The sequence below is a fragment of the Sulfobacillus sp. TH-112 genome, assembly GCF_057473405.1.
Genome location: NZ_JBYCKN010000175.1, coordinates 1 through 11,579 on the forward strand (window position 1 = coordinate 1; position 11,579 = coordinate 11,579).

The window sequence follows — 11,579 nt, forward strand, 5'->3', positions numbered from 1 at the left end:
CCTTCCCTTCTAAAGCGAAACGAAAAGGAGGTCTAGTATGCGTAAGGAACGTGGGCGACGACCGAAAAAGAAAGTGTGTGCTTTTTGTGTCGACAAGATAGAACGTGTCGATTATAAAGAGGCGACTCGGTTGCGCCGCTATATTACTGAACGCGGGAAAATTCTTCCGCGCCGGATATCGGGCAACTGTGCCAAGCATCAACGCCAGTTGACGTTAGCTATTAAACGGTCTCGAGTCATGGCGCTCTTGCCTTTTACGATTGAATAGCTGGTAAAAGAGCACGCCGCCGAGGCGTGCTCTTTTCATTATCAGGCTCTTTTGGAGGTGAGTCATGGGAGCGGATACAGGTTCCACCCGTAAACTTGTGGCCATTGAGCTTTTAAAGGCATCTCTCTTGAGTGAAGAAGCTGACCTCTTTCGGGCCATGGTTAGTGGCCCCGAGGACCAGATCGTTGATGCGCTTGCAGGACTCATCATCACCACCTATACGCTTTCCTTGCGCTTGGGTGTCAATGCGCCGCGACTTGAAGAGAGGGCGATTCAGCGTATTGAGCATGCGTTAAAGACCGAGGGCGACGCGAAAGACTGGCATCGCGATCTGGAGCATTTGCGACACTATCTGGTAGTGCGGGACAGTGTGCCATGGCATAAGGAGTGACCAGGGAGAACCCCAAAGGACAGCCACCACCTCAAAATTGATGGAGGGATTACAATGCGTGTCATATTTCAGGCGGATGTCAAAGGCGTTGCCAAGGCCGGAGATCTTAAAGAGGTCAAGGACGGCTATGCTCGAAATTTTCTTATACCCAAAGGATTGGCGATGGAAGCCACAGTCGGTAGAGAAAAGGAATACAATGACAAAAAACTTCGCGAGAAAAAGCGGGAACAACGCGAAAGACAGGACATGGAAGAATTAGCGCGCCGACTACAGGGGCAGGTAGTCATCGTCAAAGCGAACGTTGGCGAGGGGAATCGACTGTTTGGTGCGGTGACGAACGGGGACGTCGCACAAGCTCTCTCGAACCTTGGACATACGGTTGATCGTAAGAAGATAGCCATGGATGCGATAAAGCACGTCGGCACCTTCAAGGCCATTGTGCATCTTTACGCAGGTATATCTTCGGAAATTGAGGTTCGGGTCGAAGCAGATTCCTAGAACGGGGGCACACATCATGTCAGAAGAAGCACAGACCACTCCATCGTCATCGAAGCGCGGTACGCCGGCTCTTCAGCGCCGCATTGATGCGCTGGAACAAGTACTCATTCAAATCTATGGTCCGGAACGTCTGGTACTGCGAGCGGGTAAGCTCCAAGCGTTGAAGCAACTTCGCTCTGACGATTTAGGGCTCAAAGTGGTCGCGATGGAAAAATTGATTCTCGATGATCCGGGCATCAGTCACGTTCCAACCAAGAGAGAAATTCCTAAGATTCTTAGCATGCTGGAAGATGAACTCGCTGACATGATTGCTCGCCGCACGCTAGAGGACGAATTAGAAAAAAAAATTGCAGAACGCATGCAAGAACGGCATGAAGATTATGTGCGGGACATTCGCACTCAAATCCTTAAAGAGGATGCGGGGCCAGAAACCCCAGAGACCCTTAAAAAGCTTGCCAGGCTCAAGCAATTGGATGAATGGGGACTTAAAGGTTCAGCGCTTGACGTGGTACGCCCTCAAACCCTTGATGAAGTGGTAGGCCAAGATGCGGCCATCCAGAGCCTTTTAGCCAAATTGGCCTCGCCATACCCGCAGCACGTGCTTCTCTATGGGGCTCCAGGGGTGGGAAAGACCACAGTGGCTCGCTTAGCCCTAGAATCTGCCAAAGCGTTTGCTCAGTCACCGTTTGGAGAGGCGGCCTCTTTTGTGGAGGCCGACGGCACCACGTTGCGCTGGGATCCGCGTGAGGTTACCAATCCCCTTTTGGGCTCAGTGCATGATCCCATCTACCAAGGGGCGCGTCGAGAACTGGCTGAGAGTGGCATACCCGAACCCAAGACCGGGCTCGTTACCGAGGCACACGGGGGTGTGCTCTTTATCGACGAAATTGGAGAGATGGACCCTGTTTTACAGAACAAATTGCTGAAGGTGTTGGAAGATAAACGTGTCAACTTTGACTCTCCATACTACGACCCCGAGGATGGCAACGTACCTCAATACGTACACAAGTTATTTCAAGAGGGGGCACCAGCCGAATTCGTGTTAATAGGTGCGACGACCCGCCAGCCCGAGGACATCGCTCCGGCATTGCGATCACGCTGTGCGGAGATTTTCTTTGCTCCGCTCACCCCGGACGACATTGAACGGATTGTCTCCGATGCCAGCGTGAAACTGGGATTAACCGTCGAGGATGAGGCTTGTAAAATGATTAGTCGGTATACCCTCGAAGGTCGTCGTGCGGTGACTCTGGTGGTCGACGCTTATTCAACCGCCTATCTGGATAGGGGAGAAAAGCCGACCACCTTGACCCAAGATATTGTCCAGCGGGTCATCAGCCGTTCGCGCCTGTCTCCAGTGAAACCCTCTCTTTCCCCAACCACAGAACCGGGACATGTGTTTGGTCTAGCCGTGGCTGGATACCACGGGCTGGTCTTGGAAATAGAAGCCGCAATTTTCCCGGCTCACGATAAAGGGCGTGGGCGCTGGCACTTTAACGACACCGCCGGTAGTATGGCGAAAGATTCGGTTTTCAATGCGGAAGCTTGTCTACGGCGGGTCACAGGAAGAGACTTGTCTCAATATGACATTCATGTCAATGTGATCGGGGGAGGGAATATCGATGGACCATCCGCCGGCGCTGCAATCTTTGTTGCGGTCTATAGCGCACTGACCAATACTCCGGTGCGGATGGATATGGCGATAACAGGAGAACTGTCCTTGTCTGGACGGATTAAGCCGGTAGGCGGGATTCCCGAGAAAATTTTTGGGGCAAGCCAGGCGGGACTGACTCGTGTATTGGTGCCTTTTGACAATGCGGAGGATATTCCTTCTTCGGCCTATGGGCCGACAGTCGGATTGATTCACACCGTGACGGATCTATTGAACGAGGTGCTTTTGTGAGCATTCCCTTTAACCGTATGCCGCCACAAAGCCCAGACGCTGAAATTTCGGTCGTCGGCGCAATTTTGATTCATGCTGATGCGCTGAGCCGAGCCGTGGAGATTTTATCGCCGGACGACTTCTATTCGGATGTTCACCGTGTGATTTTCGAGGCAGCGGTCAATCTGTTTAATCGTGCACAGCCGGTCGACGTGGTGACCGTGGGCGAAGAGCTTCGTCAACAGAATCTGCTTGAGCGGGTTGGTGGATTACCCTATCTGATGGAACTTGCAGGGTTAGTGCCCACGGCCGCCCATGTGGACCATTATGCCCATTTTGTTAAAGAGTCCGCCACGTTGCGCCGTCTGATTGACACGGCGACCCATTTAGTCACGGAAAGCTATAAAGGCGAGCAGACGCCGCGCGACTTGCTGGATTGGGCCCAGCAGGAATTGTTCGCGTTGACCCAACGGGGACAGCGCGACGTGGTGCGTTTACATGACGTATTAATTGACACCTTCAATCGTTTGGAAGAACTGTATGAGCACAAAGGTAAGTTAGTGGGAGTACCCACTGGGTTTCATGATTTAGATCGGTTAACCGCAGGATTACAGCGTTCAGACCTGGTGATTGTGGCGGCGCGGCCATCGATGGGTAAAACCATGCTGTGTTTGAATTTGGCTCGCCATGTCGCTCTGCATGAAAAGGTGCCGGTGGCTATTTTTAGCCTCGAAATGTCGCGAGAGCAATTAGCGATGCGATTACTCAGCGCGGAATCAGAACTACCCGCCCATCGTCTGCGGACCGGGGAACTTGATGGGGAAATGTGGGGACAGTTGAGTCGCGCTCTAGGCCACTTATCAGAGGCACCCATCTTTATCGATGATACCCCAGGGATATCGGCCCTTGAGCTCCGAGCGAAGGCCCGCCAGTTACGCATGCAACATCAGATCGGTCTGGTCATTATCGACTACATGCAGTTAATGCAGGGGCGCCGGTCGGAAAACCGGCAACAGGAAATCTCCGATATCTCCCGTTCTCTGAAAGCATTGGCTCGCGAATTGGACCTGCCGGTGGTCGCGTTGTCACAGCTATCCCGGGCCGTGGAAAGTCGCAACGACAAACGTCCGATGTTGTCCGATCTTCGTGAATCAGGAGCTATTGAACAGGATGCTGACATTGTGGCCTTTCTATACCGTGAAGATTACTATACCAAAGACGCCGAGAACCCAGACGTCACGGAACTCATTATTGCCAAACAGCGTAACGGGCCAACAGGCACAGTGAACTTGCTCTTTAAGAAGGATGTCGGTAAGTTCCTCAGCATTGCTCGCACTGATATGGCCTAAGGCCTGGCGAACAATGGCAGGAACTGCATGGGAATTGGCGGTTTTCTTTTGGACTCCGCTGTGCTATCATAATGGAGTGCGGAAATAGCTCAGTTGGTAGAGCGTCGGCTTCCCAAGCCGAAGGTCGCGGGTTCGAACCCCGTTTTCCGCTCCATTTTTTTATCTTTTTTGAGACGACGGGATGCCTAAGATGGCTTGTCGGTAGCGTACCAGGTGAGTGACTAACAAGGCTAATCCGGCATAAAAGAGTCCGTTAATTCCGATGAAAAGATACGGCCACCAGGTCGTGGTGAATTCAAGACGATAGAGCATGGACCCTAAACTCGCATAAGCGGCAAATGCGGTGGCAAGGTTGGCTTGACCAGGGATATGCAAGAGCAGTTCCCCCACGGCGCTGCCAATTACCCCCGACGCTCCCCCTAAAATGAATATCGATGGTCCGCGCTTCGATAAGCTGGATGCGAGGCTATAGAGCCTGGCTGTCAAAATCAGAGAGGATATGTGAATAACCAGCATGACCGCTGGACTGACGCCTGCCATCCACAACGCCATGGGACCCGCGATAATCATCGATGCAATAAAAAAGAACCAGACCATAGTTGCCCCCCCTGAGTCATCTCCTGTTGCCTGATGGTATGTCCGATGAGCGTGGTCTAGACCTCAAGAGCCTGTCATATGAGTGGGTAAAGAGTCAGGAGGCGATAGCAATGTGGCGACGTACGGTCATTTTGGGGTCGGCTGCCTTAATGGTGTTAGGTTTAGTCGTCCTTACCTGGGGATTTCGCGACCTACCCATTGACGAACGTCCCGAATGGATGGTAGTGCAAATGGTTATTTGGCCTGTAGCTGCCTTAGGAGTGATGGAGGCGATACGCCTGTGGCAATATGCCCAACGAGGTTACCACGTGCATATGAACCGTTTGAGACTCGGGGCGCACGGTCTTCCGGCTCTCCTCATTGTGGTGGTGCCGAGCGGAACCTTTACGACCTGGTTCGGCCCTGGATCGGTGCTCTCATTACTCGACTTTCCGACGGCTAAAGTGATGGCAGCATTTTGGTTGGCCGCCACCCTATGGGCAAGCTGGGAGGTCGCGTGACATGCGACGACTGATCTTCGCGCTCATGCTCGGCATTCTTTTGCTAGGCATGGTCGTTACGGGAATAACAAGTCTATGGCATACCTCCGTCGTGCGAGCTGCTACGGGTACCAAGATCGTGATTAGCATCCCCTTGCGGCGCCTCTATCTTTACCGCCACAACAAGCTTTTTCAAGTCTATCCCGTGGCTGTCGGAAAGCCGAATACTCCGAGTCCCCGCGGCGAGTTTTATATTACCCAAAAAGCGATTTGGGGCGATGGCTTTGGGACGCGATGGATGCGGATTTCTACTCCCTGGGGTATCTATGGCATTCACGGCACCAACAAGCCATGGTCGGTGGGCACGGTGGCCTCTCACGGCTGTTTTCGGATGTTGAACCGCGATGTGGAGCAATTATATGCGTTGGTGTCGGTTCACACCCCCGTGATCGTCGAAGGAATTACCCCATATACTCGGATCCAGCGTGCATTGGCCCTCAACAGCATCGGTGAAGACGTGGTCGAGTTACAGCGTGAGTTGCGAACGGCTAAGCTCTATTCCGGTCCGCTTTCGGGACTTTATACACCGGAGGTCAAGCAGAGCATTGAACAATTGCAGTCGCTCTTGGGATTACCCATCACTGGAGTGGCGACTCTTGCAACCGAGAACAAACTGTTGCGGTACATCCATGCGGAAAACGACAAGCCCGGATACCTTAACCGAGCCAACGCCGGTGCCTAAGCGATCAATCCGTGCAGGACAACGAAAAGATCACGGTACCGTATTATCCAGCAGCCCAAGACGATAGGCATGGACCACTAACTCAGTTCGATTACTGGTGCCCAGCTTGCTCATAATATGCGAGGTATGGTCGCGCACCGTGAGCGGACTCAAGTTCAAGCGCTGGGCGATACTCTTATTTTGCAGTCCCTGACCGATCAGGTGAAGAATATCCACCTCTCGTGGGGTTAAACCGACTGGACTTGGAGATGCCGTGTGAGGGGTCGCTTCCATATGCCGACGCAGCAGTCGCTCAAACCACCCCGCAACCACCTCTAACTGACGTAACTCGGCCGGAGAACATTGGAACGGGACCCCATTGCGGTCCATCAATAAGATGGCCTCGACATCATCGTTGGCATAGAGCGGTAGTACCAAAACATCTTTCAAGCGAAACTCGTCTACATAGTTTGCGGCAATCACTTCGGTGGCTGCAATGATGGAGGCACCCCGACGGCCTTCGGCTAATAGCTCCAAAAAGCGGGTCTTGCCTTCGATCACTCGTCTTACTGCGGCTTCATCGAGATGATACGCGTAAATACCCTTGAATGCTTGTAGAAGAGGAAGGTACAGAAATATGGCCGCCCGATTCAAGTGACAACTGGCGGGGAGGTATTGGACCATCGCCGACAATAGTTCATGGGCATTGCGAGCGTCCATGGCATGTTCCATGAGGGGCCGAATGGCGTCAAAGCCATCCCTCAACGCGTCCGCCGGGGCAGGGATGGTCTGGAACGCATGACTCAACACGTCATCGGCAAAGGCCTGGGACCTCTCTACGGGGCCGCGTACTCGCCGTAAAATCACTTCCTGAGAGCCTCGTATATGCGAGAACACGTTGGGTTCGTTGAGTAAACGTCCAATTTCCGCTGACGATTGTGCTTGTCGAGTTTCTCTCCAGCCATTGTGTTGCACATCATATTGCAGCAGGGTCACTTGGTAAACGGAACCTGTGGGCTCAAAAATCCGGATTTCTTCGCTCAGTCGTTCTGCTCGCATAAGATCTAACCACTCCGTAAGGCTGCCTTGGTCGAACAAGACCCAGGGCAGACTTAGTGAGAGCTCCGAGTGGATGTGACTAAAGATCTCGATGGACCACTCCATTACCCGCGTTTGACCATCACCAACGGGAAACAGTGAACAAAATGCCGCCAGATGATGTGTGCGTGTGACTCTCATCCTTTCCGCCAGTTGTATGGTATCCCGAGGCATCAGTGACAACGGGAAATGAAGTGCCAGTTCGTGTGCTGCTGTCTTGGCGTCCACTAAGTAACTGGGCAGGTTCTGGCGTAGGGAGTCTTGAATGGCGATCCAAAATTGTTGGTCGCTCACCGACGCCTCCTCATCCGTTGGATAAGAAAGGCCATTTAACATCGCTTGCATGGCGTGGCGTTCTGGTCGTGTAAACGGGAAGATGATCTGAGAGCTGTCTTTGGGCGACACGCGTTTCACCTCGAGTTATCCGACAAATGTCGGGGATCAAATACCGTGCAATTGCGGATGACTACCGCTCATTCCGTTTCTATAATCAATAATATACTGAGAATACAATCAACAGACAATTTTTCACTTCTATAGATTAAGAAGATGATCTAGTGGCTAGTCAAGGGTGGATAATTGCGTGTGATATTGGCACGTCAGCGGTGAAGACAGCGCTTTTTCAGTTTGTTGAGGATAGATTATTGCTGGATGCCTCTGCTACCGAGACCTATCCGACCTTTATGAATAAGGTTGGCGAGGCCGAGCAGTGCGTGGATGACTGGTGGCACGCCATAGGTCGAGGAATAAGGCAGTGTCTTTCGTCTCGTGACCTCGCTCCGACCTCTGTCGAAGCGCTAATCTTCACGGCCCAGATGCAAGCAATGGTTCCTTTGGGCGCGGATGGACACGCTTTGCGCAATGCTATGACTTACTTGGACGGGCGCGCAGTGGGAATGCGCCATCAGGGTCTCGAGGTAGGCTGGCCGCGCATTCAAACCATGAATGCTCGTCTGTTACTGCGAAGTTTACGCATTACAGGAGGAATTGCCGCTAGCGTGAAGGATCCGCTGTGGAAATATCTGTGGATGAAACAGTATGAGCCTGAACTGTTTGCACAGTTGGACAAATGGTTGGATGTCAAAGACTATTTAACCTTTCGTTGTACTCACCAGGCGGTCACGACATATGACTCAGCCCATTTAACGTGGCTTTACGATGTGCGATCTCATCGCGAGGGCTGGTCTCGGCCTTTGCTCAATGCCTATGGAGTGGATAGTCGTCACTTGCCTCAGGTGGTGCAAAGTGGCACGTTTGTTGGCCATCTAGAGCCCGATGCGGCAACTGACCTCGGCCTTGTTCCCGGTGTCGCCGTATACGCGGGTGCTGGCGATGTTACGACCGCCGCGATTGGGGCGGGTGCCACGGCCGAAGGAGCGGCGCATCTTTATATTGGCACTTCTGGATGGTTAGCGACCAGTGTGCGACGACCCATGGTGGATACTACCCATTTTGTTGCCGCCATTTTAGGTCACGAACCCCCTCATTTCTATTACGTGGCCGAACAGGAAACGGCAGGCGCCTGCCTCGAGTGGATTGCCCGTCAATTGCGACCAGAATTGCCGCACCAAGAGTTCTTTGAGTCTCTAGACCGTTCGCTCGAACGTCGTCCAGAAATACACGCACCGCTTTTTGCTCCATGGCTCCATGGGAACCGGGCTCCATTGTCTGATGCCGAAGCACGAGGGGTGTTTTTTAACCTCTCTATCACCACCACCGCGGACGATATGGCACGGTCGGTCGCAGAGGGACTCGCCTTGCATCAACGCTGGATGCTGGACGCCATAGAGCGGCGTGTACGAGTAACTGGCCCCATTCGCTTTGTTGGAGGCGGAGCGCAGTCTCACGCCATGGCGCAGTTGCTGGCTGATGTGATGGGGCGTCAAGTCGAGGTTCTCTCCGAACCGCAACACGTAGGGGCGATGGGGGCAGCGCGTCTGGCTGCACGGGGACTGGGGTGGATTGCGCGATTGGATGATTTCACACCCCAGCCTCTCTTGATCGTGCACCCTCGTGACGCCTATCGCACCATTTATGATCGTCGATATGCCGTATTTCAGCACTTGTATCGACAAAATCGCCGTCTTTTCCATGATATGCAGACAAGTTGACAGACTTAACCGAGGGCCCATTAATTTGTGAGGTGAAGAGGATGGATTACGAGGAAATTGAAGCACGATCGCGAAAAATTGTTGCAACTCCGGTGTGACCACTGGATGACCGCGTATTGGAAGAGGAGAAAGCCCGCTATTACGCGCAACATGAACAATCATTAAAAATGTACGAGCGAGCGAAGGCGGTTATCCCGGGGGGAGTGGAACACAACCTGAGTTTAGAGAAACCGTTCCCCTTAACGATGGACCGGGGTCTGGGGTACCAGTTGTGGGACATTGATCAGAACGTCTATGTCGACTATTTGATGGCGGGTGCGCCGATAATTTTAGGCCATCATTATGCCCCCCTTGATGACAAAATCATTCAACTCATTCAGGAAAAGGGTCCGGGCACCGGATGCACCTCGGAATATGAAGTGATGGCCGCCGAGGCCATAGTCCGCCACCTGCCAGGGGCCGAGATGGTGCGTTTTTTACAATCCGGTACTGAAGCGGTGATGGCGGCTCTGCGACTAGCTCGCGTCTACACGAACAAGAAAAAGGTGGTGAAAATTGGCGGCAGCTATCATGGATGGAGCGATCAAATGGTGTATTCGCTACATGTGCCGGGTACGGGTCCACTCGAGGCCCAGGGCATTCCGCAAGAAATATTTACCAACCTTATTGACGTGCCGCCCAATGATTTTTCTCGGTTAGAAGACGCCTTTACCGCGGCTGCGTCGCAAGGGGGAATTGCCGCGGTCATCGTCGAGCCAGTCGGGGGAGAATCGGGCGAGCATCCCGTGCACCCTGACTGGAATCAACGGATTCGCCAATTATGTAATCAGCATGGCGCGCTATTGATTTTTGATGAAGTGGTGACCGGATTTCGATTAGCCATGGGTGGGGCTCAGGAGTTTTACGATGTCACTCCCGACTTGACCGTGCTAGGTAAAATTGTAGCGCATGGCTATCCCTCAGCCGGCGCCGTCGCGGGGAAAAAAGATGTGATGGAAGGCGCCGCAGGAGCTGGGAGCATTGGCACCAAAGCATACTTAGGCGGTACTTTAGCAGCCAACCCGGTATCGACGGCAGCGGGATATTGGGCACTACACTTTATGGAGCAGGAGAAAGCGATTGAACGCGCCAGCGCTTTCGCGGTGAAGTTAACGGCGGAACTGAATACTCTTTTTGCGACCCGCCCCGATCTCCCGTTTTTCGCTTATAACTATGGATCGATTATCCACTACCAAACTACCGGGCTTCTCTCCGTGCGGCTGACCGACCCCGACCCCTTGCGGCAGGTGATGATCCGGCGCAAAGTGGCCCAGGATTATCAGATGGTGACGATTAATCGCGGGATATTCACACTGGCGGGAACACGGATGTATACCTCGATGCAACATGATCAGGAGGCGATCAATCGCACGCTCAGTGCTTGGGAGCAATTGTTAGACCTCATTCCCCAAGGCTAATCCACTCGTCAGGACGTTGGAAAGGAGATTGAAGATGGGACACTATGATCTTTATAAAGAGGAATTAATGCGCTATACCAAGCGCATGACGGAGCGGGGCTACCTCATTGCGACTAGTGGTAATGTCTCGATGGTGGTTCCCGATGAAGAGGTCTTCACCATTACACCTTCAGGGAAGGACTATCTGATGTTGGAACCTGACGATATGTGCGTGATAGATTATGCGATGGGACAGCGCGAGGGACCGCATAAGCCGTCTATCGAGACGGGATTACATTTAGCGGTGTATCAAACGCGCCCCGATGTCGGAGCGGTCATACATACCCACCAGGTCTGGGCGAGCATTTTTGCCCTAATTAACGAGCCGATTCCCGCTCTCTTTGATGAAACCGCGATGTATTTAGGCTGTCGGGTAGAGGTAATCCCTTATGCCATTTCGGGAAGCACCGATTTGGCCCAAAATGTCGCTCGAGCACTCGACAATCAATGTAACGCGTATATCATGCAAAACCATGGGGTCATTGTGTTAGGTAAAGATATTGAGGAGGCTTTTCGCAATGTCGAGGTGTTTGAACGGATGGCGCAGGCCTATTACTTCGCCCTAACCTCTGGAAGAGAAGTGAATGTCTTGCCGGCCCCTTTGGTCGGGATATTGCATCAAGCGCTCATGACGCGGCAGAAAGAGCAAGCCCAGGCCCGTCAAGAGCGCTTGCGGCATGAAGGAGAGTGAC

At 52.9% G+C, this 11,579-nt stretch carries 12 protein-coding genes and 1 tRNA gene; 11 read left to right on the forward strand and 2 right to left on the reverse strand.

Features of this window, described 5'->3' with window-relative positions:
* Positions 1-37: 37 nt before the first annotated feature.
* From rpsR to ACOJWD_RS12450, 6 genes are all read left to right on the forward strand, one after another.
* The gene (gene rpsR, locus ACOJWD_RS12425) at positions 38-268 is read left to right on the forward strand and encodes a 30S ribosomal protein S18 (protein ID WP_486993551.1); all 231 of its coding nucleotides are present in this window, start codon (positions 38-40) and stop codon (positions 266-268) included.
* 64 nt (positions 269-332) lie between these two features.
* A complete protein-coding gene (locus ACOJWD_RS12430) occupies positions 333-659 on the forward strand; it encodes a MazG-like family protein (RefSeq protein WP_486993552.1) in 327 nt (108 codons plus the stop codon).
* Between the two features lie 54 nt (positions 660-713).
* Positions 714-1,157, forward strand: coding sequence for a 50S ribosomal protein L9 (rplI, locus tag ACOJWD_RS12435; protein WP_486993553.1), 444 nt, complete (start codon positions 714-716; stop codon positions 1,155-1,157).
* Between the two features lie 16 nt (positions 1,158-1,173).
* Complete coding sequence (gene lonC, locus ACOJWD_RS12440) at positions 1,174-3,057, forward strand: Lon family ATP-dependent protease (protein WP_486993554.1); 1,884 nt, start codon at positions 1,174-1,176, stop codon at positions 3,055-3,057.
* Positions 3,054-4,385 carry a replicative DNA helicase gene (gene dnaB, locus ACOJWD_RS12445; RefSeq protein ID WP_486993555.1) on the forward strand — a complete coding sequence of 444 codons (1,332 nt, stop codon included), beginning with the start codon at positions 3,054-3,056 and terminating at the stop codon, positions 4,383-4,385. The genes lonC and dnaB overlap by 4 nt, the downstream gene beginning before the upstream one ends.
* A 78-nt stretch (positions 4,386-4,463) precedes the next feature.
* Positions 4,464-4,539: transfer RNA gene (locus ACOJWD_RS12450), tRNA-Gly, on the forward strand.
* Between the two features lie 5 nt (positions 4,540-4,544).
* Here ACOJWD_RS12450 and ACOJWD_RS12455 read toward each other — a convergent pair.
* Complete coding sequence (locus ACOJWD_RS12455; RefSeq protein WP_486993556.1) at positions 4,545-4,982, reverse strand: hypothetical protein; 438 nt, start codon at positions 4,980-4,982, stop codon at positions 4,545-4,547.
* 110 nt (positions 4,983-5,092) lie between these two features.
* On the opposite strand from ACOJWD_RS12455, the gene ACOJWD_RS12460 reads away from it, so the two are divergent.
* Positions 5,093-5,482 (forward strand): hypothetical protein, encoded by a 390-nt coding sequence (locus ACOJWD_RS12460; protein WP_486993557.1) that lies wholly within the window; start codon positions 5,093-5,095, stop codon positions 5,480-5,482.
* Between the two features lies 1 nt (position 5,483).
* Entirely contained in the window at positions 5,484-6,203 is a 720-nt protein-coding gene (locus ACOJWD_RS12465) for a L,D-transpeptidase family protein (protein WP_486993558.1), read from the forward strand.
* Between the two features lie 30 nt (positions 6,204-6,233).
* Here the strand turns inward: ACOJWD_RS12465 and ACOJWD_RS12470 are convergent, their stop codons facing one another.
* Positions 6,234-7,574 (reverse strand): helix-turn-helix transcriptional regulator, encoded by a 1,341-nt coding sequence (locus ACOJWD_RS12470; RefSeq protein WP_486993559.1) that lies wholly within the window; start codon positions 7,572-7,574, stop codon positions 6,234-6,236.
* 263 nt (positions 7,575-7,837) lie between these two features.
* Here ACOJWD_RS12470 and ACOJWD_RS12475 point away from each other — a divergent pair, with 263 nt between their 5' ends.
* The 3 genes from ACOJWD_RS12475 (at position 7,838) to ACOJWD_RS12485 (ending at position 11,578) form a co-directional block, all read left to right on the forward strand.
* Positions 7,838-9,391: a xylulokinase gene (locus ACOJWD_RS12475; RefSeq protein ID WP_486993560.1), complete on the forward strand. Its 1,554-nt coding sequence runs from the start codon at positions 7,838-7,840 to the stop codon at positions 9,389-9,391.
* 116 nt (positions 9,392-9,507) lie between these two features.
* Positions 9,508-10,848, forward strand: coding sequence for an aspartate aminotransferase family protein (locus ACOJWD_RS12480; RefSeq protein WP_486993561.1), 1,341 nt, complete (start codon positions 9,508-9,510; stop codon positions 10,846-10,848).
* 34 nt (positions 10,849-10,882) lie between these two features.
* The gene (locus tag ACOJWD_RS12485; protein ID WP_486993562.1) at positions 10,883-11,578 is read left to right on the forward strand and encodes a class II aldolase/adducin family protein; all 696 of its coding nucleotides are present in this window, start codon (positions 10,883-10,885) and stop codon (positions 11,576-11,578) included.
* Position 11,579 lies beyond the last annotated feature (1 nt).

Bases quoted from the DNA above. Each gene is read 5' to 3' on its own strand.
- rpsR (WP_486993551.1), top strand. From the start codon at position 38: ATGCGTAAGGAACGTGGGCGACGACCGAAAAAGAAAGTGTGTGCTTTT.
- ACOJWD_RS12430 (WP_486993552.1), top strand. From the start codon at position 333: ATGGGAGCGGATACAGGTTCCACCCGTAAACTTGTGGCCATTGAGCTT.
- rplI (WP_486993553.1), top strand. From the start codon at position 714: ATGCGTGTCATATTTCAGGCGGATGTCAAAGGCGTTGCCAAGGCCGGA.
- lonC (WP_486993554.1), top strand. From the start codon at position 1,174: ATGTCAGAAGAAGCACAGACCACTCCATCGTCATCGAAGCGCGGTACG.
- ACOJWD_RS12455 (WP_486993556.1), bottom strand. From the start codon at position 4,982: ATGGTCTGGTTCTTTTTTATTGCATCGATGATTATCGCGGGTCCCATG.
- ACOJWD_RS12460 (WP_486993557.1), top strand. From the start codon at position 5,093: ATGTGGCGACGTACGGTCATTTTGGGGTCGGCTGCCTTAATGGTGTTA.
- ACOJWD_RS12465 (WP_486993558.1), top strand. From the start codon at position 5,484: ATGCGACGACTGATCTTCGCGCTCATGCTCGGCATTCTTTTGCTAGGC.
- ACOJWD_RS12485 (WP_486993562.1), top strand. From the start codon at position 10,883: ATGGGACACTATGATCTTTATAAAGAGGAATTAATGCGCTATACCAAG.